This is a genomic window from Aeromonas sp. 602658 (assembly GCF_049173005.1).
GTDB lineage: Bacteria > Pseudomonadota > Gammaproteobacteria > Enterobacterales > Aeromonadaceae > Aeromonas > Aeromonas veronii_A.
In genome coordinates this window covers 21,846-41,004 of record NZ_JAAKRF010000027.1, presented here as the reverse complement: position 1 = coordinate 41,004, position 19,159 = coordinate 21,846, and the positions used below count along the sequence as shown (strand labels likewise).

Here is a 19,159-nt window from a genome sequence, read left to right as displayed (position 1 = left end):
TGTTTGGGTCTTTTGTTGATGTCGGCGCAGGTAGAAACTACTCCCGCTCCTTGTCACGCTCCAGCGCCCGCTCAACCAACGGCTCGGGCAGGCTCTTGGTCACCTCAACCCCCAGCTCGCGGAAACGCTCGACCTGCGCAATCAGGTTGCCACGGCCGTTGACCAGCCGTCCCATTGCCTTGTCGTAGCTCTCCTGCGCCTTGTGCAGGCTGCCGCCCATCTGCTGCATCTCCTCGACAAACAGCCGCAGCTTTTCGTAGAGGCGACCGGCCCGTTCGGCAATCTGGCGGGCATTCTGGTTCTGCCGCTCGTAGCGCCACAGGTTCTCGATGGTGCGCAGCGCCACCATCAGGTTGGTGGGGCTCACCAGCAGGATATTGTTGTCGAGACCGTAACGCACCAGCGAGGGATCAGCCTCCATCGCCGTGAGGAAGGCGGGCTCCACCGCTACGAACATCAGCACATAGTCGAGGGTACGCACCCCGGGCAGCTGCTGGTAATCCTTGCGGCCCAGCTCGCGGATATGGTTGCGCACCGAGGCGACGTGCTCCTTGAGCGCCACCGCCTTCTCCAGCTCGTCATCGGCGTTGTACCAGCGCTCGTAGGCGGTCAGCGAGACCTTGGCGTCGATGATGATGTCTTTTTCCTGCGGCAGGTGGACGATGACATCGGGCTGGTAGCGTTTGCCCTTCTCCACCTCGATATTGACCTGGGTGTGGTACTCGTGGCCCTCGCGCAGACCGCACTCGCTGAGGATCCGTGCCAGTACCACTTCCCCCCAGTTGCCCTGCTGCTTGCTGTCACCCTTGAGGGCGCGGGTCAGCGCCGCCGCCTCCTCGGTCATGCGGGCATTGAGCTCGGCGAGGCGCTCCAGCTCGAACTTGAGGCTGTGGCGCTGGGCCGTCTCCTGAGCATGAGTCTCGCCTACCTGACGACGAAAGCCCTCGAGCTGCTCTTTCAGCGGGGTGAGCAGCAGATCGAGGCTGTTCTGGTTCAATTCGCGGAAGTTGCCGGAGTTTTGCTCGAAGATCCGGTTGGCGAGGTTCTCGAACTGCTGACTGAGGCGCTGCTCCGCCTCCTGCTGCAGTTGCAGTTTTTCGGCGGCGGCCAATCGTTCGCTGCGCAGGGTCGCTTCCGCATCCTTGAGGCGGGCGGTGAGCTTGATCAGCAGGGTCTGCTGCTGATCCAGCTTCTGCTGCCCCTGCATCCGCTCATCCTGCAACTCGTCGAAGCGATCCTGCAGCGCCTGATAACGCTCCTGCGCCAGCAGCAGCTCCTGAGCTTGCGCCGTGGCAGCCCGCCGCCCGATCAGCCAGCCAAGCCCGAGGGCCAGCACGGTGGCGGGCAGCAAAATCCCCCAGAGTCCGGGGTCAATCATTTGCGGCTCCGCTGACGCAGGAAGAGTTCGAGATAGCGGTTAACCAGGATCCAGAGCACCACGTAGATGAGGTAGGCGGCCAGCACCACCCACTTGTGGGTGTTGACGCCGGTATCGAGCTCGGCGAACTCGATATCCTTGATGCGGCAGTAGGCCCACATCAGCAGGGGAAAGACATAGAGCAGGGACGCACGCCAGAGAAATAGCCACATATGTTTTCATTCAACCACGTAAAAAGACCCGCCTAGCTTACACAAGGGCAACTGCGCTTGCGATCCTGACGGCCGCTATTCTCTGGCCTGCTTCCCGAAACTTCGATAAAATTAACCCCTAATAGGTATCAGGGGCGAGCATGACTCACTATTTCCTCCGTTGGCTAACACAAGGTTGGCAAGCTTCCCGCAAGCCCGCCGTGGTTTGCCATGAAGCGCGCCCGCCGTGGGCCATCGAGGAGTCCCAGTACCTCTCCCTCTGCACCCGCTGTGGCGAATGTTTCAAGGCCTGCCCGCGCGGTCTGCTCAAACCGGCCACCCAGGAGGAGTACGAAGGGAGCCCCATCGCTGGCACGCCGGTGCTCGATCTCGCCTGCGGCCAGTGCAGCTACTGCGGCAGCTGCGCCAGAGCCTGTCCCACCGGTGCCCTCGACCTTCAACTGGGCCGTCAGGTGCAGACCCGGGTGCAGATTGAAGAGAGCTGTCAGGCACGGCAGGGCTTCTACTGCCTGCTCTGTGAAGATGCCTGCCCGCAACAGGCGATCAAGGCCACCGCCGACGGCATCAACGTCAATATGGATGCCTGCAATGGCTGCGGTGCCTGCGGCCTCGCCTGCCTGCACGGCGCCATCACTCTGATCCGCCAGCCAGGCAGTCGCTAAAAACCACCTGCGTACAAAAGCAAAAGGGGCCATCAGGCCCCTTTCACATCTTGTTCAATATTCCGCGCCCCGTCAGGCCATGGTCACAATAGTCTCTTGCTCGATACCCAGCAGGTGGCAGAGACGGTTAGGATCGCGCACCGCATCAGCCAGAGTGTACTCACCCAGCACTTCGAGGAAGGCGTTCATGGCGCGGCGCAGAATGCCCTGAATGCGGCAGCCACCGGAGAGACGGCAGTTTTCGCGCTTGCAGTCGACCGGACAGAGCACATGCTCCATGTCCATCACCACATCCCGTAAATTGATGGAGACCGCCGAGCGACCGAGGCGAATACCACCGTGCTTGCCGCGTACCGTCTCGATGTACCCCTTGATGCCAAGCTGGTGCACGATTTTGACCACGTGGTTGCGAGAGATGCCGAAGGTATCGGCCACTTCGGTAATGGTCGACAGACGATCCCCCGGCTGAACCGCCAGGAAGGTCAGGGTACGCAGGGCGTAGTCGGTAAATCGTGTCAGTTGCATGGTCGCACTTGCCTCTTACTACAAGCCAGGAATCAGGACGACAACATTGAGCTAAGAGGCAGGAGACAACCGGTTTGCCTCTGTTTGCCCATTGGCTCGCCAGAGGGGGGCCTGTCTCTTAATCTGAGTTGCGGAGTGACAGGTTAAGAGCAGCACAACCGGGTGTCGATGAAGATGCACATAAATCGACACTTTCTTTGATTGATCGCAAACTTGCCGGGTTAGTCCGGCGTTTGCCCGCTTTATGGCAGGTAAATCTCCCGAATAGTTCCCCTTACCAAGCCCCTTCGACCAGCAGCCATATGGCCTGCGAACCGCCCCTCAATCGACAGTCAAGGAGGTGGTTCAGTGGGGTTGTTTCAGCCAGTTTTTCAGCGCGACCGATGGGATGGAGCTCTCGGAGGCGACGGCAAACGCCCCCCAGTCCACCGCGCACTGTAGCGCATCCTTGATCGCCATGCCGCGCGCCAGGCCATGGATCAATCCGCCAGCGAAAGCATCCCCTGCTCCCGTGGTATCGACCACCGAGACTGGCCGCGCGGCGACCCTAATCTGCTCGTCGCCATGGATGGCCACCGCCCCCGCCTTCCCTTCGGTCAACACAAGCCATTCAAGCTGCTCACCCGCCAACTGGCGGGCATGTTGCCAGGGGTCACTTACCTCGCCGAGATCGGAGCGGGAGGCCACCAGCACATGGCAGGGACGGCGCGCTTGGCCGCCCTTGGGATACTGGGCCAACACAAAGCTCTTGCCGAGCATCTGGCGCATATAACTGATGATGGCGGTGCCGGGATAGTTCACGTAGAGGCAGTCGATCCCCTCCTGTGGCAGATCACCGGGCAGATCGGGACGACGGGGACGGCGAAGTATGGTGCGCTCGCCGGTGGAGTCCACCAGGATCAGCAACTCGCCGGTCTCGCCGCCAAAGCGCTCCACATGGCTGCAATCCAGCCCGTAACCGGCCGCCTGCTCCAGCAGCCAGTCGCCGGTCTCGTCCAGCCCGATGCGTGAGGCAATGGTCACCTCGTGACCCGCCCACACCAGCCCGATGCCGGTATTGGCGGCACCACCTCCCAGCCTGCGTCCCTGATCCACGTATTGCAGCCGGGCCCCCGCCACCAGCGGTTCGGAGAGGGAGAGCACATGATCACAGTTGAGATTGGCAAGCAGCAGAATACGTGACATAGAGACCTCGGACGATGGAGATAGCCCAAAAGAGACAGGCTGAACCCCGAGTAGAGCCCAGCCTGACTGAAGAGACAACCGTAAGCGATCGGTAATCCGATCGGGATCAATAGATGGGCAGTTCCACCCCGGCCAGCAGCTCGTCGATGCGCGCCTGGGTCGGTTGTTGCATCACGCTCTGGATCACCTCCTTGGTGAGGTGAGGCGAGAAAGAGCTGATGAAGTCATACATGTAGTTTTGCAGCAGAATGCTCTTGCTGAAGCAGATTTGGGCCGGACAGGGCTTGAACAGGTGCTCCAGATTGATGGAGACCAGCCCGGGGCTGTCGGTGTCGTTGGCCACCAGCGAGGAGATGATGCCGATGCCAAAGCCCAGCTCCACATAGCGCTTGATCACTCCGGCATCCATTACCGTCATGTAGTAGCTCGGGGTCAGCCCCGCCGCCTGAAACACCTCATCCTGCACCTGCCGACCGGTGGCACCGCTCTCGTAACTGAGGATGGGGTAGTGGCAGAGCTGCTCCAGGGTCGGCTTCTTCACCTTGGCCAGCGGGTGATCCTGCGGCACCACCAGCGAGAGGGTCCAGAGGTAGGCGGGCAGCGCGATCAGCTCCTTGTCGAAGCCAATTTCGTGGGCAACGATGGAAAAATCGGAGTAACCCTTGCTGATCTGCTCCTTGCTCGCCGACATCACCGGATGGAGGTGGAACGAGATTTTGGGGTACTTCTTGGTGAAGTAGGTAACCGACTTGGGCAGCAGATAGCGGGCGATAGTGTGGGTAGTGTGAATGTTGAGGGTGCCCACGGTCGGATCCAGATACTCACGGGAGATCGCCTTTATCTTGCTCTCGATGTTGAGCATCGCCTCGGCACACTTGATGATCTCCTCGCCCACCGGGGTGATGCGGTGCAGATGCTTGCCACGGCGCTCGAAGATCCGCACTCCCAGCTCGCTCTCCAGCAGGCCGATCTGCTTGCTGACCCCGGGCTGGCTGGTATAGAGCGCATCGGACGCCACCGAGACGTTGAGGTTGTGGTCCCGGATCGCGATCAAGTACTTCAATTGCTGTAGTTTCAAGGCTTCACCCTCTCAAGCTGGTGCGGCGATCACGCCAGACAAACAGGCCGCCACAAAGGGCGGCCAGTGTATCATCCGATCCCGACATCGCAGCGCTTGATCCTTCATTTTGCTACAAAATCTAGCACCCGAAGGGGGTCGCTGACAAACCGGGCTCAGGCTGCGCCGGCCCGCAGCGGCAGGATCCCCAAAAACTGCAGCAACCACTGCATCATGGTGGTCGAATCCACCTCTCCCTCCAGCGAGGAGAGGCTGCTCTGGTAACGCTCGTCGGGTAACAGGCCTCGGCGCCGCTCGATCAGCGCCCGGTTGTACTCCACCGAAAATTCCGGATGTCCCTGAATGGCAACTATGTTGTTCCCCTGCAGGAACATGAAGTTGGGGCAAAAATCGTTGCCCGCCAGCCGGGTCGCTCCGGGGGGCAGCAGGGCCACCTGATCCTGATGACTGGCCAGAATACGGATCTGATCACGAGACGGCGCCATCCAGGGCTCATCAGCCAACATGGGGTGCACCGACACTCCCAGCCCCCACCCCTTGGTAGACTTCACCACCTCGCCCCCCAGCGCCTGGGCGATCACCTGATGACCAAAACAAATCCCGGCCAGCTTGACGTCGGCATCATGGGCCCGACGGATCCAGCCACGCAACGCCTTGATCCAAGGGATATCGCTATAGGCATCGTGGCGCGAGCCGGTGATGAGCCAGGCATCGCACTCGTGCAGATCCTCCGGCAGCTCCCCATCGATGGCTGACCAGACCCGAAACTCCAGCTCGGGTGCCAGCGGCTGAAACCCCCTGATAAACATCTCGGAGTAGACGGGGCCAAAACGATCCGCCAGATCGGGATCCAGCCGGTCACAATCGAGAATTCCCAATCGCATCTGTTGCTCCTTTACAGAAGTGCCCCCGCAGACCAGCGATCTGCGGGGGCAAGAGAATTAAATCATGGTGGTGAGCCCTGGGCTCATCACTTCATGGTTGGCATGGAGAATTCGGCACCACTGCGCAGGCTCTGGGGCCAGCGCGCCGTCACCGTCTTCATCCGGGTATAAAAGCGAACCCCATCCGGCCCGTGCATGTTGAGCGGCCCGAAGATGGAGCGCTTCCAGCCGCCAAAGCTGTGAAACGCCATCGGCACCGGAATGGGAACGTTCACCCCTACCATACCGACCTGTACCCGCGCCGTGAAGTCCCGCGCGGTGTCGCCGTCGCAGGTAAAGATGGCGGTGCCATTGCCGTACTCATGTTCATTGATGAGTCGCAGCGCCGTCTCGTAGTCCGGCACCCGCACGATGGAGAGCACGGGGCCGAAGATCTCCTCGCGATAGATGCGCATCTCGGGGGTCACCTCGTCAAACAGGCAGCCACCGATAAAGTAACCCTCGTCGTGGCTCAGCGTGCGACCATCGACTCGCAGCGCGGCCCCTTCGGCCACCCCCTGATCCACATAACCGCGCACCTTGGCCAGATGCTCCTTGCTGATAAGCGGCCCCATCTCGTTTTCCGGGCTCTGGCCCAGCCCCGGGCCCACCCGCAGCTTCTCAACGAGCGGTTTCAGTTTGGCTACCAAGGCATCGGCGGTCTCGTCACCCACTACCACGGCTACCGAAATGGCCATGCAGCGCTCGCCCGCGGCCCCATAAGCGGCCCCCATCAGGGCAGAGACCGCCTGATCGAGATCCGCATCCGGCATCACCACCATGTGATTCTTGGCGCCGCCCAACGCCTGCACCCGTTTGCCGTGGGCCGAGGCGGTGGCATAGATGTACTGGGCGATGGGGGTGGAACCGACAAACGACACGGCACCTACTCGCGGGTCGGTCAGCAGCACATCCACCACCTCCTTGTCACCGTTCACCACGTTGAGCACGCCGTCCGGCAGACCGGCCTCCTTGAGCAGCTCGGCCATCCGCAGCGAGAGAGAGGGATCCTTCTCGGAGGGTTTGAGAATGAAGGTGTTGCCGCAGGCGATGGCGACCGGGAACATCCAGAGCGGCACCATGGCCGGGAAGTTGAACGGGGTGATGCCGGCGCAGACCCCGACCGGCTGCATCATGGAGTAGCTGTCTACCCCACGGCCGACGTTGAGGGAGTGCTCCCCCTTGAGCAGATGGGGAATGCCGCAGGCAAACTCCACTACCTCCAGCCCGCGGGTCAGCTCACCCTGCGCATCGGAGAAGACCTTGCCGTGTTCGCGGCTGATGAGCTGGGCAAGCTCATCTCTGTGCTGCTCCATCAACTCCTTGAAGCGGAAAAAGACCCGGGCCCGCACCAGCGGCGGGGTTTGCGACCAGTCGGCAAAGGCGCGCTCGGCGATGGCGATCGCCTCCTGACACTCGGTGGCGCTGGAAAGCCCCACGCTCCCCTGCTGCTTACCGCAGGCGGGATTGAAGATGGCCCCTTGCCGCTCGCTGCGACTCTCCAGCGGCTGGCCGTTGATGAAGTTGCTGACCCTGTATGTCATGTATCCTCCGTGGTAACTGATGTGGTAAATGCGCTGAGCAAATCAACGCAAGGCCCCGCAGTGCGGGGCCATCAAATATGGGTTAGGGTTGTGCCTGCAGGGCATCCTGCAGCAGGGTGAAGAGATCGTCGATCTGGCTGCGCTCGATGATAAGGGGTGGCGACAGGGCGATGATGTCGCCGGTCACCCGGATCAGAGCCCCCTTCTCGAAGCAGCGGACAAACACCTCATAGGCGCGCTTGCCCGGCGCATCCGGCATCGATTCCAGCTCGATACCCGCCACCAGCCCGTAGTTGCGCACATCCTTCACATGCTTGCAGCCCTTCAGCGAATGGGCCGCCTCCTCCCAGTAGCCCGCCAGATCGGTGGCACGGCTGAGCAGGTTCTCGTTGCGATAGATCTCGAGGGTCGCGAGCCCCGCAGCAGCAGCCACCGGATGACCAGAATAGGTGTAGCCGTGGAACAGCTCGATGGCCCCCTTGCCTGCCGCCATCATGTCGTCATAAATGTGCTTCTGCACCAGTACAGCTCCCATGGGGATAGCGCCGTTGGTGAGCCCCTTGGCGCAGGTGATCATGTCGGGGATGACATCGAACTCCTGTGCGGCAAAGGGGGAGCCAAGACGACCGAAACCGGTGATCACCTCGTCAAAAATCAGCAGGATGCCGTGTTTGGTACAGATCTCCCGCAGCCGCTTGAGATAGCCTTTCGGCGGCATCAGCACGCCGGTACTGCCAGCGATGGGCTCGACGATCACCGCCGCGATATTGCTGGCATCGTGTAGAAAAACGATCTTCTCCAGCTCGTCGGCCAGCGCCACATCCTCCTCGGGCAGTCCTTTGGTGAAGGCATTCTTGGCGATATTGAGGGTATGGGGTAGATGATCCACCCCGGTCAGCAGGGATCCAAACCACTTGCGATTGCCAGGAATGCCCCCCACCGAGATGCCGCCAAAGCCAACCCCGTGATAACCCCGCTCGCGACCAATCAGCCGGGTGCGGGTGCCCTGACCGCGAGCCCGCTGCCAGGCCAACGCGATTTTGAGTGCGGTATCGACCGACTCTGAGCCGGAGTTGGTATAGAAGACATGGCCAAAGCCCTGGGGAGCGATCTCCACCAGCCGGTTGGCCAGCTCGAACGGCAACGGGTGGCCCATCTGGAAAGTGGGGGCGAAATCGAGGTGGGAAATCTGCTGGGAGACCGCCTCGGCAATCTCGCGCCGACCATGGCCCGCGTTGCAACACCAGAGTCCGGCAGTGCCATCCAGTATCTTGCGGCCATCCTCTGAGTGATAATACATCCCCTCCGCCGACTTCAGGATGCGCGGCGCCGCCTTGAACTGCTGGTTGGCGGTGAACGGCATCCAGAAGGCGGACATGTCGGAGGGCGTATTGATGTCGCTGATCGGTTTCATGGTCACCTCATCCTTAAGGTGTTTAGCAACTATTGGCCATTGCCTATTAAATTAAACACCTGAATCCATAAAAAAGGGCTCATTATCGCCCTGTCTGATGCCACCCCTAGCTAGATGACTCTACAGGGTGGTATAAGATATTTAACACAAATTTAATAATAGTAAACAGTCAAGGAGTGTCTATCGATGGATATCGGTCACCGTCTCAAGGCGGTTCGCACCAAGGCGGCCCTCTCCCAGCGCGAGCTGGCCAAACGCTCGGGCGTGACCAACGGATTCATCTCCCAGATCGAAAAGAATCAGGTGAGCCCGTCAGTTGCCTCCCTGCGCAAGGTGCTGGAAGGGATCCCCATGTCACTGGCCAGCTTCTTTACTGACGAGACCGAAATGGACTCCGAAGTGATCTTTCGCGCCGCCGATATGCCGGATCTCGGCACTCACCCCATTAGCTACCGGCTGGTGGGCCACAGCCGTGCCAACCGTGCCATCGGCATGTTGCAGGAGGTGCTGCCACCGGGCGCCGACACTGGCGACGACATGCTGAGCCACGAGGGTGAAGAGTGCGGCATAGTCATCAAGGGCGAGGTTGAAGTGACCGTGGGTGAGCAGATCTACCTGCTGACACCGGGGGACGGCTACTACTTCGACAGCCGCACTCCTCACCGTTTTCGCAATGTGGGCGAGCAGGAGTGCGTATTGATTTCGGCCAATACCCCCGCCAGTTTCTAACAGGGTGATAAGGGGCCAGCCAGCCGCCAATGTTTAATGAATTGTTACAAAATGGATTTACAAGTGGCAGGATGTTTAGCATATTGATACGCGGACAATGACTTTTGCCGGTTCAAGGAGTGAACATGAGTGACCTGACCCTGGCCCAGTGGCAACACAAGGCCGCCCATCTGACCCTGCCCTCACAAGCCTTTATCAACGGTAGCTATCGGGATGCCGTCAATGGTGCCACCTTCGACTGTATCAACCCGGCCAACGGCAAGCTGCTGACCAAGGTAGCAGCCTGCGATGCCGCCGATGCCGAGCTGGCGGTACAGGCCGCGCGTGATGCCTTCAACGACAAGCGCTGGAGCGGCCTGCCGCCGAAACAGCGCAAGCTGATCATGCAGCGCTTCGCCGAACTGATGCGTCTCAACAAGGTGGAGCTGGCACTGCTGGAGTCGCTGGACATGGGCAAACCCATCGGCGATGCCATGGGCTACGATGCCCCTGCCGCCGCCAACTGCATCGCCTGGAACGCCGAAGCGATCGACAAGATCTACGATCAGGTCGCGCCGGTCGAGGAATCCGCCCTGGCGCTGGTGACCCGGGAACCGCTCGGGGTCGTTGCCGCCATCGTGCCGTGGAACTTCCCGCTGGTGATGGCCTGCTGGAAGCTGGGGCCGGCGCTCGCTACCGGCAACTCGGTCATTCTCAAACCTTCCGAAAAGTCCCCCCTGACCGCCTTGCGTATCGCAGGTCTGGCCAAGGAGGCAGGCATTCCTGACGGCGTGTTCAACGTGCTGCCGGGCTTTGGCCATACCGTGGGCGAGGCGCTGGCCATGCACATGGATGTGGATTGCATCACCTTCACCGGATCCACCAAAATCGGCAAGCACCTGGTGGAGTGTTCCGGCAAGTCCAACCTCAAGCGCGCCTTTATGGAGTGCGGCGGCAAGAGCCCCAACATCATACTGGCGGATGCGCTGGACCTGGATACCGCGGCCAAGAGCGCCGCTGGCGCCATCTTCTACAACCAGGGCGAGGTGTGTACCGCCGCCTCTCGCCTGCTGGTGCAAAACAGCATCAAGCCGCAATTTATGGAGCGACTGCTGGCCCATGCCCGCGAGTGGATCTCGGCCAACCCGCTCGACCCTGCGACCCGCATCGGCGCCATGGTGGATAACATCCAGATGGAGCAGGTGCTGCGCTATGTCGAGATTGGCAAGCAGGAGGGAGCCAAGCTACTGCTGGGAGGCAAACGCACCAATCTTGAGAGCGGCGGCTTCTATATCGAGCCCACCATCTTCGACGAGGTGACACCCGAGATGCGGATCTTCCGCGAGGAGATTTTCGGCCCTGTGCTGGCAGTGACCGGTTTCGACACGCTCGAAGAGGCCATTGCACTGGGCAACGACACCGACTACGGGCTGGCAGCAGCGATCTGGACCGCGGATCTCAACAAGGCGGTGAAGGGTTCCCGCGCCCTGCGTGCTGGCACCGTATTCGTCAACAACTGGGATGGCGGCGACATGACCATGCCGTTTGGTGGCTTCAAGCAGTCTGGTAACGGTCGTGACAAGTCGCTGCACGCGCTGGAGAAGTACACCGAGCTGAAAAGTACCTGGATCCAGCTCGAATAAAGGTATAAATAGCCATCATCATCAGCAATGGGGGAGAAATCCCCCCTTTTGCATTTTGGTCTTCCATCAGGCGGCACAATCGATATAATCATCAAATAAGCAAACCATTAAATATAAAGACAAAAATGCTATTTTTTCTGGGAAGCGTACTTTTTCTGGTGATCGGGTTGCCCCTGCTGTTTTTCGTGCTGGGGCACGGCGAGGCCTACGTGACCTGGGGCCCATGGATCTCCGCCATCGCCCTGATGTTGTGGCTGTTGATGGACGTCGACAAGATCCGTCGCGGCAAAGGCTGACCAGCTTCCAACCGTATTCTCAAACTTCGTTTATTCGCTTCTTTCCTCGATAAAGGATCGCTACACTGATTTTTTGCGATGTTTTCCCGCATCCAACGCATCAGTAAAGGTCATCCGCATGCCGCAACAGATCCAGCGCCAGGGCGTCATCTACGCCCTGTGCGCCTATACCCTTTGGGGCATAGCCCCCATCTATTTCAAGACCATCTCTGCCGTCCCGGCCGCCGAGATCCTGACCCACAGGATGATCTGGTCCTGCGTACTGCTGATGGTGCTCACCCTGGCAGGCCGCCAGTTGCACAAGGTGCAGGCAGTGCTGCGTCAGCCAAAAGTGCTGCTCACCCTGGCGTTTACCTCGGTCACCGTTGGCGGCAACTGGCTGCTGTTCATCTGGGCCATCAACAACGGCCACATGCTGGATGCCAGCCTCGGCTACTACATCAACCCGCTGTTCAACGTGCTGCTGGGGATGGTGTTTCTGAGCGAGAAACTGCGCCGACTGCAGTGGTGGGCGGTGGCACTGGCCTTTGCCGGAGTGACGATCCAGCTTATCGCCTTTGGCTCTCTGCCATGGATTGCACTGGTGTTGGCGTCGAGCTTCGCCATCTATGGCCTGGTGCGCAAAAAACTGGCCCTCGATGCACTTACCGGCCTGCTGATCGAAACCATGATCATGCTGCCACCGGCAGCCATCTATCTGTGGGGCATTGCCGACAGCCCCACCAGCCATCTCACCCAGAACGACTGGCACCTCAACCTGCTGCTGATCGCTGCTGGCGCCGTCACCACAGCCCCCCTGCTCTGCTTCACCGCCGCCGCGACACGGCTCAAGCTCTCCACCCTGGGCTTCTTCCAGTACATAGGCCCCAGCCTGATGTTCATCCTCGCTGTCACTCTCTACGGCGAGGAGCTGGCAATGGACAAGGCTCTTACTTTCGCCTGTATCTGGAGCGCGCTGCTGATCTTCACGCTGGATGGGCTGCGCAACGGCAAGCGTCCTGCTGCAACGAGCAATATAAAGCCTTCAAAATCAAATCAGTAGCTAACAAAGTCATCAGAAGCGATATGCCATTTTCTCGCCCCCTGACCTGTTAAACCGGTAGCCTTGGACTCAATGTGGGAATAGGATCCGCACTCCCTATTCTCCATCCAGCTATAAGGAATTACAGCTATGACTCGAAAATGGTCGCTCCCCATCGTGGCAATCGCGGGGGGAGCGTTACTCTGGCTTGGCAACACCTTTGGTATGAAATGGGCCCTGATGGCCCTGATCGGATTCGGCTTTGGCTTCACCCTCTCCTTCAGCCGCTTCGGCATCGTGTTCGGTTGGCGCGAAATGCTGACCAAGCGCAACAGTTACTATGTGCGGGTTCACCTGCTCACCATCACCATCGAAATTCTGCTGTTCACCACCTTCCTCTCCTTTAGTCACGCCCTGTTTGGCGATGCCATGGTGGGCAACGTGATGGCTATCGGCATTCCCTTCATCGTCGGTGCCTTCCTGTTCGGCATCGGCATGCAGCTGGCAGGCGTCTGTGCCACCGGCACTCTTTATTGCTGCGGCGAGGGACAACCCCGCTTCTGGCTGGTGCTGATCTGCTACGGAATCGGCACCCTCATCAGCAACCAGTTCCGCCCCGAGCTGGAGGCCACCTTCTCCAGCCATGTGGTGCTGGCCAAGGATTTGACCGGCAATATCTGGAGCGGCATGCTGCTCAACCTGGCGCTGGTCGCCGTGCTGTTCCTGCTGTTTCGCAAGAGCGAACTCAAGCGTACCGGCGAACTCAAGCCCCTCTTCAGCGGCGGTAACCTGTTCTGGCGCGATGGCCGCTTCACCGTGCTGACCGGCGGCATCATCATAGCTCTGCTCAACTCGTCCGTGGTCGCTCTGCACGGCTCGGCCTGGACCATCACCGGCGCCGTCTATGACATGGCGCTGCGCGGCGCCTCCCTGTTCGGCCTGTTCGAGGGCAACCCCAAGCTGGCCCAGCCGCTCTTCATCAACCCCATGGTCGGCATGTTCTGGCTCGGCATTCTGGGGGCCATGCTGGCGCGCTGCATCAGCGGTGGTGGCAACTTCGCCCCGATGCGGATCGGCAACAGTCTGGCTTCCATCCTCGGCGGCCTGCTGATGGGGATGGGCGCCATGTACAGCGCCTGCAACCTCGGCGGCTTCTTCGACGGTACCGCCTCCGGCAGCCTGCACGGCTGGGTCTGGATGCTGATGGCCCTCGCCGGCAGCCTGATCGGCATCCGCCTGCGCCCGCTGTTCAAGCTCTGAGCCACAGACCGGTACTCGCCAACAAGGGAGTCGGGTCACACCAAATAGAGAGAGCCAGTCCGCTTGCGCGGCTGGCTCTCTTTTTCCGTCGCGCCGGGATCACCCCGACCTTTTTGCTAGCTCTTCATCAGAACCATTGGCCGTGGCGCTTGATGTAGATGGTCTTGACGGTCTGGGTCAGCCCCATGTAGGCCAGCATGGTAATCACCAACCACATGAAGTACTTGGGCCCATCCAGAGTGATGAAACCGAAGTGCTCAGCCACAGGCGAGAAGGGCAGGTAGCAGCCGATGGAAATGGCGATCGAGGTGGAGAGCAGCACCGGCAGGGTAGCGGTACTCTGCAGGAACGGGATCTTGCGGGTACGCAACATGTGTACCACCAGCGTCTGCGACACCAGCCCCTCGATAAACCAGCCGGAGTTCATGATGGCCTGACCGTTAACCAGCGGATCCATACTGCCGTTGGCGGTGGCATAGAGGGCACCGGCACCGAACACGAACCACATCAGGCAGTAGGTGCTGATATCGAACACCGACGAGGTCGGGCCGAGCCAGAGCATGAAGCGCTTGATGTTGCTTGCCTCCCACTTGCGCGGCCGCTTGAGGAACTCGGGATCCATCTTGTCCCACGGCAGCAGCATCTGGGAGACGTCATACACCAGATTCTGGATCAGCATCTGCATCGCCAGCATGGGTGCCCATGGCAGCCAGGCGGAAGCCACCAGCACCGAGAAGACGTTGCCGAAGTTAGAACTGGCGGTCATGTTGAGGTACTTGAGGATGTTGCCAAAGGTCTCGCGCCCCTTGATCACCCCCTCCTCCAGCACCATCAGACTCTTCTCCAGCAGGATGATGTCGGCGGTCTCTTTGGCGATGTCGGCACCGCTGTCCACCGAGATCCCCACGTCCGCATCCCGCAGCGCCGGCGCATCGTTGATGCCATCACCGAGGAAACCGACGGTGTTGCCGTTGGCCTGCAGCGCCTTCACCACCCGCGACTTCTGCAGCGGGGTGAGCTTGGCGAAGATGGTAGTCTGCTTGACCACCTCGCACAGCGCCACGTCATCCATTCCTTCGATATCCTTGCCGAGCAGCGGTAAGCCGGGCTCCAGCCCTACGTCACGACACACCTTGCTGGTGATGATGGGATTGTCACCGGTCAGCACCTTGACCGCCACACCATAGTCGTTCAGCGCACGGATGGCCGGTGCGGCCGAATCCTTGGGCGGATCGAAGAAGGTGAGGAAGCCGCGCACCACCAGATTGACCTCATCACTGGTACGATAGCTCTGCTTGCACTCGCCTGCCGAGATCTCGCGGGTCGCCACGATCAATACCCGATAGCCCTCGGCATTGAACTCCTCGCTCTGGCGCAGCAGGGCAAGGCGATCGGCGTCGGTCAGATCCCGCACCTCCTGGCCATCGGCGATCTGGCTGGAGACGGCCAGCATCTCTTCCACCGCCCCCTTGGAGACCATCAGCTGCTGGCCACGCTCATCCTGTACGATCACCGATAGCCGGCGGCGCACGAAGTCGAATGGCAACTCATCCACCTTGCTGTAACCAGCCGGCTTGCAGCCAGCTCCCAGCACATCGGCATGCTCGATCACCGCGATGTCCATCAGGTTCTTCATGCCGCTCTGATGATAACTGTTGAGCCAGGCCAGCTGCAGGATCCGGTCGTCCCGGTTGCCACGCACGTCGTAGTGGTGCTCGAGGATGATCTTATCCTGGGTCAGGGTACCTGTCTTGTCGGTGCAGAGCACGTCCATGGCACCGAAGTTCTGCACCGAGTTGAGCCGTTTGACCACCACCTTGCGCTTGGCCATGGCCACCGCCCCTCGCGCCAGGTTGGCGGAGACGATCATCGGCAGCATCTCGGGGGTGAGCCCTACCGCCACCGCCAGCGCGAAGGTGAGCGCCGACATCCAGTCACCACTGCTGATGCCACTCAGCATAAAGACGATGGGCACCATCACCAGCATGAAGCGGATCAGCAGCCTGGTAACGCTATTGACGCCGCGATCGAAACTGGTCTCGATGCGCTTGTGGCTCACCACGTTGCGGGCCAGCGAACCGAAGTAGGTGTCGCTGCCGGTGGCCACCACCACAGCCTTGGCTGTACCGCTCACCACATTGGTGCCCATGAAGCAGATGTTGGGCTGGTCGAGCAACCCCACGTCCCCTGTGCTGTTGCCGTCTGCCGACTTCTCGGCCACTGCGCCCAGGGTGTCGTACTTCTCCACCGGCAACGCTTCACCGGTCAGCACCGCCTGGCTGATAAAGAGATCGCGGGATTCGATCAGCTTGATGTCAGCGGGGATCATGTCCCCCGCCTGCAAGTGCACTATGTCTCCGGCCACCAGCTCGGTCATTGCCACTTCCTTGCGCTGGGGGGTGGCGCCCGGCGAGGGACGACGCTGTACGGTGGCGGTATTGCGCACCAGCGACTTGAGCGCCTCGGCCGCCTTGGCGGAACGGTACTCCTGCCAGAAGCGCAGCAGACCGCTCAAGCCCACCATGACACCGAGGATGATCACCTTGACCCAGTCCTCGTCGCCGGGCTCAGCCATCAGTACGTCCATCACGTAACTGACCAGCCCGAGCACGATCAGCACCATCACGAAGGGGTTCTTGAACGCGTGCAGCAGCTGGATCAATGGATGAGGCGGTTTGTCGTGGGTCACCTCGTTGGGGCCAAACTGGACCAGACGATTGGCCGCCTCGGTCGCGGTCAGGCCGTCGATATTGCCGCGCACGGCAGTGAGGGTGTATTCGAGGGACTTGTCGGCCTCGTCGAGCACCCGGGAGGAGAGCTTCTCATTGGCACGGCCCGGGGCGACGAACCCCTGTTGCTTGTGCCGGCTGGCAGTATGTTGTTGCTTCATAACTTTAAATCCTGATTTTCGCTTGCAGAAGGGCCCTGTCGCGGGCCAGGCCAGGCGTCAGTACTGATATCGAAAGCTGTGAACCCGACTCGTTGCCGGCACGCTCAACTGGCGCGCACGGGGCGGCTCGTCAGACAAATGTCTGCCGTCGAGCTAACCTGCATGGTTGGGTCAGATCAGGGGTCAGAACACCGCATCCCGTCCCCGCAGGGGGGATCAGGAGTGGGGAGACGTGAACCCCGAGGGTCGAGGTTTGGGCTCTTCGGTCATACGATATCCTCCGAGTGGGGTGGAGAGAGGGCCGGACGAACCATGGACAGCGATACACACTGTCGTTGGCAGGCATGGCCGCGAGTCTGCATTATCAGCGGACCAATCCGGTGATCCCGCAACTAGAGCGGCATCACCCATAAAGAAAATCAGGATTACGACAGTTTGAAATAACTGGATGCGGGCAGGAAATAGTATCAGTGATATCTGGCGGGTAAGAACATCGGAGAAAACCACGCCTATAGAAATATTACAGCGCGACCCTTGCCACCGCCGAAATATATTAATCAATCACATCATTTATTTTAATGTGCAACCTGCCATATCGAAAACGAAATAGTTTTCAATATGAGATTATCCATCTTGTTATTTTACGCTTGATCCCTTCCCGACCACGGCACGGATGCATGGTTCCGACGCTGTGACGGCCCTGACGGGCAGTACCGGGATGCATGATGAAGCGTTCAATTGCAGGGGTCGCGAGGCGCGCATGGCTCGCAGATGAGCGGAACGATCCAGATTTACAACCGGAATCCCTGATGAAGGCGGGATAAAGAGGTTGTGAGAGTCGATGCTGACTCATATAGATGCTGCACTCTATGCTTGTGATTCGAGCAATCAGAGTGAGAGAGAAGATAAAATATTCGGCCTCAGCTCTGGTAAACCCGCATCGCGATTTGCAATCGGCTACAACTGTCGCAGTCCATAATATTTACCTGTCTATTGATAACACGCAGAGATTCTAACCAAAAGGATCTTCAGGCGCAAAGTTTAATTCTATTTTTTTACCCTGTAATTTCCTGGAAATATAATAACTATTCCTATTAGGAAAAGATTCGATAACTCATGATGTTGGCAAATCAGGTCTGCACCACCATCCGATCACGCTGACCATAGAAAACGGGAGGCCTGGCCTCCCGTTCTTCTCGAATCCCATCTCTAGCCGCAGCATCACTGCGCCGGCTGGGAAACCCCTTCCAGATGGATTTCAACCCGACGATCCGGTGCCAGACAGGCAATCAGCTCCTGTTTGGAACGGCTGGCGCAGTTGTTGCCAGTGACCGGATTGGCCTTGCCACGCCCTTCGACCCGTACCTTGTCAGCATACAAGCCTTTGGCTACCAGATAGCTGGCCACGCTCTGGGCCCGCTTCTCGGAGAGGGCCAGGTTGTAGTTGTCGGAGCCGATGCGGTCGGTATAACCGACCACGGTCGCGACGCCATCCTTCGGATTGGCCGCCACAATCTGGCTGAACAGGGCATCGAGCGCCTGGCTGGCGGCTGGTTTCAGGGTCGCCTTGTTGAACTCGAACAGCACATCGGAACTCAGGCTGAAGGTCTTGGGCTCCACCACCACAGCCGGGGCAGGCTCGGCTGCCGGAGCTGGCGCCGGCACAGCAACCTCACCCCCTTGCTGACCGAAACGATAGAGCATGCCGAACGAAATCAGGCCGTTATCCAGCTCGATGCCTGAGCGATCGAGAGAGGCATCTCCCAGCGGCGTAGTGTACTGGTACTCCAGACGGGCGGCCCAGTCACGATCGATGGCGTACTCGGCACCCAGCGCCCCGACAAATGCGGCGCCATGCTTTTTACCGGTCTCGCTGCTATTGGCGAAGCTGATCTCGCTATCCGTCCAGGCATAGGCACCGCCGAGCCGGCCATAAAGATCGAGCACATTCGTTGCCGGGAAGCTGATCTTCATGGTGGCCTGAATCATCTGGCTCTTGGCTTCGGTATTGAGGGTATTGGCGCCGGTGCCCGAGGTGGTGTCGTATTTGCCAAGCCAGTCATAACCCAGCTCGAACCCCAGGTTGGGGTTGAGCTGGTAACCGGCGAACAGACCCAGACCCAGATCATCCGTGTTCTCGCTGGTATTACCCAACGTCTGGGCAATCGACTCGGCATACTGGTTGTGGTCAACGCCATAGTAATTGGACCAACCGGCCTTGCCACCGACATACCAGGTATTATCCTGAGCAGCGGCCTGCACGGCTCCGGCCGCCAGCAAACCACTGACCAATACGGCAAGCATGGATTTATTCATATTTTCGCCTCTGCAATAAGTCGTTATGGGCGCCTGAGTGCGCACTCTCCCTGTGTGAAGCCGTCAGGCGGCCTCTCCGCCGATCAGGGTATCCCATCCGAACG

At 59.8% G+C, this 19,159-nt stretch carries 16 protein-coding genes; 6 read left to right on the top strand and 10 right to left on the bottom strand.

Translation table 11 applies throughout. The features are described from left to right. Nucleotides 1-37 precede the first annotated feature (37 nt). The gene (gene rmuC / locus G5253_RS16010; protein ID WP_266135662.1) at nucleotides 38-1,378 is read right to left on the bottom strand and encodes a DNA recombination protein RmuC; all 1,341 of its coding nucleotides are present in this window, start codon (nucleotides 1,376-1,378) and stop codon (nucleotides 38-40) included. Beyond that, nucleotides 1,375-1,590, bottom strand: coding sequence for a hypothetical protein (locus G5253_RS16005; protein ID WP_005339659.1), 216 nt, complete (start codon nucleotides 1,588-1,590; stop codon nucleotides 1,375-1,377). Before G5253_RS16005 ends, rmuC begins: the two co-directional genes overlap by 4 nt. 140 nt (nucleotides 1,591-1,730) lie before the next feature. On the opposite strand from G5253_RS16005, the gene G5253_RS16000 reads away from it, so the two are divergent. After that, the gene (locus G5253_RS16000; protein WP_005339657.1) at nucleotides 1,731-2,252 is read left to right on the top strand and encodes a ferredoxin-type protein NapF; all 522 of its coding nucleotides are present in this window, start codon (nucleotides 1,731-1,733) and stop codon (nucleotides 2,250-2,252) included. Nucleotides 2,253-2,324: 72 nt separating this feature from the next. On the opposite strand, the gene G5253_RS15995 is transcribed toward G5253_RS16000, so the two are convergent. From G5253_RS15995 to G5253_RS15970, 6 genes are all read right to left on the bottom strand, one after another. Continuing rightward, nucleotides 2,325-2,777 (bottom strand): Rrf2 family transcriptional regulator, encoded by a 453-nt coding sequence (locus tag G5253_RS15995; protein WP_005339654.1) that lies wholly within the window; start codon nucleotides 2,775-2,777, stop codon nucleotides 2,325-2,327. Nucleotides 2,778-3,122: 345 nt separating this feature from the next. Then, nucleotides 3,123-3,962: a PfkB family carbohydrate kinase gene (locus tag G5253_RS15990; protein ID WP_216979891.1), complete on the bottom strand. Its 840-nt coding sequence runs from the start codon at nucleotides 3,960-3,962 to the stop codon at nucleotides 3,123-3,125. Between the two features lie 106 nt (nucleotides 3,963-4,068). Beyond that, entirely contained in the window at nucleotides 4,069-5,040 is a 972-nt protein-coding gene (locus G5253_RS15985; RefSeq protein ID WP_033114758.1) for a LysR substrate-binding domain-containing protein, read from the bottom strand. A gap of 155 nt (nucleotides 5,041-5,195) precedes the next feature. After that, on the bottom strand, nucleotides 5,196-5,924 hold the full coding sequence (locus G5253_RS15980) for a glutamine amidotransferase-related protein (RefSeq protein ID WP_216952309.1): 729 nt from the start codon (nucleotides 5,922-5,924) through the stop codon (nucleotides 5,196-5,198). Nucleotides 5,925-6,010: 86 nt separating this feature from the next. After that, the gene (locus tag G5253_RS15975; RefSeq protein WP_266135663.1) at nucleotides 6,011-7,507 is read right to left on the bottom strand and encodes a CoA-acylating methylmalonate-semialdehyde dehydrogenase; all 1,497 of its coding nucleotides are present in this window, start codon (nucleotides 7,505-7,507) and stop codon (nucleotides 6,011-6,013) included. Between the two features lie 82 nt (nucleotides 7,508-7,589). Continuing rightward, nucleotides 7,590-8,921 (bottom strand): aspartate aminotransferase family protein, encoded by a 1,332-nt coding sequence (locus G5253_RS15970; protein WP_266135664.1) that lies wholly within the window; start codon nucleotides 8,919-8,921, stop codon nucleotides 7,590-7,592. A 186-nt stretch (nucleotides 8,922-9,107) separates the two neighbouring features. On the opposite strand from G5253_RS15970, the gene G5253_RS15965 reads away from it, so the two are divergent. The 5 genes from G5253_RS15965 to G5253_RS15945 all read left to right on the top strand — a co-directional run bounded on the left by G5253_RS15965 (nucleotide 9,108) and on the right by G5253_RS15945 (nucleotide 13,849). Next, on the top strand, nucleotides 9,108-9,650 hold the full coding sequence (locus G5253_RS15965; protein ID WP_042012327.1) for a cupin domain-containing protein: 543 nt from the start codon (nucleotides 9,108-9,110) through the stop codon (nucleotides 9,648-9,650). 125 nt (nucleotides 9,651-9,775) lie between these two features. Then, on the top strand, nucleotides 9,776-11,272 hold the full coding sequence (locus G5253_RS15960; RefSeq protein WP_266135665.1) for an aldehyde dehydrogenase: 1,497 nt from the start codon (nucleotides 9,776-9,778) through the stop codon (nucleotides 11,270-11,272). Nucleotides 11,273-11,439: 167 nt separating this feature from the next. Further along, entirely contained in the window at nucleotides 11,440-11,568 is a 129-nt protein-coding gene (locus G5253_RS15955) for a hypothetical protein (RefSeq protein ID WP_265324673.1), read from the top strand. A 118-nt stretch (nucleotides 11,569-11,686) separates the two neighbouring features. Next, on the top strand, nucleotides 11,687-12,610 hold the full coding sequence (rarD, locus tag G5253_RS15950) for an EamA family transporter RarD (protein WP_266135666.1): 924 nt from the start codon (nucleotides 11,687-11,689) through the stop codon (nucleotides 12,608-12,610). A 129-nt stretch (nucleotides 12,611-12,739) separates the two neighbouring features. Next, on the top strand, nucleotides 12,740-13,849 hold the full coding sequence (locus tag G5253_RS15945) for a YeeE/YedE thiosulfate transporter family protein (RefSeq protein WP_266135667.1): 1,110 nt from the start codon (nucleotides 12,740-12,742) through the stop codon (nucleotides 13,847-13,849). Between the two features lie 127 nt (nucleotides 13,850-13,976). Here the strand turns inward: G5253_RS15945 and mgtA are convergent, their stop codons facing one another. Together mgtA and ompA are read right to left on the bottom strand one after the other, a co-directional pair. Beyond that, nucleotides 13,977-16,739, bottom strand: coding sequence for a magnesium-translocating P-type ATPase (gene mgtA, locus G5253_RS15940; protein WP_421203722.1), 2,763 nt, complete (start codon nucleotides 16,737-16,739; stop codon nucleotides 13,977-13,979). Nucleotides 16,740-17,960: 1,221 nt separating this feature from the next. Next, nucleotides 17,961-19,055 (bottom strand): porin OmpA, encoded by a 1,095-nt coding sequence (gene ompA, locus G5253_RS15935; RefSeq protein WP_216952325.1) that lies wholly within the window; start codon nucleotides 19,053-19,055, stop codon nucleotides 17,961-17,963. Between the last annotated feature and the right edge of the window lie 104 nt (nucleotides 19,056-19,159).

Coding starts and splice junctions, on each gene's coding strand:
- ompA (WP_216952325.1), bottom strand. CDS start 19,055: ATGAATAAATCCATGCTTGCCGTATTGGTCAGTGGTTTGCTGGCGGCC.
- G5253_RS16000 (WP_005339657.1), top strand. CDS start 1,731: ATGACTCACTATTTCCTCCGTTGGCTAACACAAGGTTGGCAAGCTTCC.
- rmuC (WP_266135662.1), bottom strand. CDS start 1,378: ATGATTGACCCCGGACTCTGGGGGATTTTGCTGCCCGCCACCGTGCTG.
- mgtA (WP_421203722.1), bottom strand. CDS start 16,739: ATGAAGCAACAACATACTGCCAGCCGGCACAAGCAACAGGGGTTCGTC.
- G5253_RS15960 (WP_266135665.1), top strand. CDS start 9,776: ATGAGTGACCTGACCCTGGCCCAGTGGCAACACAAGGCCGCCCATCTG.
- G5253_RS15945 (WP_266135667.1), top strand. CDS start 12,740: ATGACTCGAAAATGGTCGCTCCCCATCGTGGCAATCGCGGGGGGAGCG.
- rarD (WP_266135666.1), top strand. CDS start 11,687: ATGCCGCAACAGATCCAGCGCCAGGGCGTCATCTACGCCCTGTGCGCC.
- G5253_RS15970 (WP_266135664.1), bottom strand. CDS start 8,921: ATGAAACCGATCAGCGACATCAATACGCCCTCCGACATGTCCGCCTTC.
- G5253_RS15990 (WP_216979891.1), bottom strand. CDS start 3,962: ATGTCACGTATTCTGCTGCTTGCCAATCTCAACTGTGATCATGTGCTC.
- G5253_RS15975 (WP_266135663.1), bottom strand. CDS start 7,507: ATGACATACAGGGTCAGCAACTTCATCAACGGCCAGCCGCTGGAGAGT.
- G5253_RS15980 (WP_216952309.1), bottom strand. CDS start 5,924: ATGCGATTGGGAATTCTCGATTGTGACCGGCTGGATCCCGATCTGGCG.
- G5253_RS15995 (WP_005339654.1), bottom strand. CDS start 2,777: ATGCAACTGACACGATTTACCGACTACGCCCTGCGTACCCTGACCTTC.
- G5253_RS16005 (WP_005339659.1), bottom strand. CDS start 1,590: ATGTGGCTATTTCTCTGGCGTGCGTCCCTGCTCTATGTCTTTCCCCTG.
- G5253_RS15965 (WP_042012327.1), top strand. CDS start 9,108: ATGGATATCGGTCACCGTCTCAAGGCGGTTCGCACCAAGGCGGCCCTC.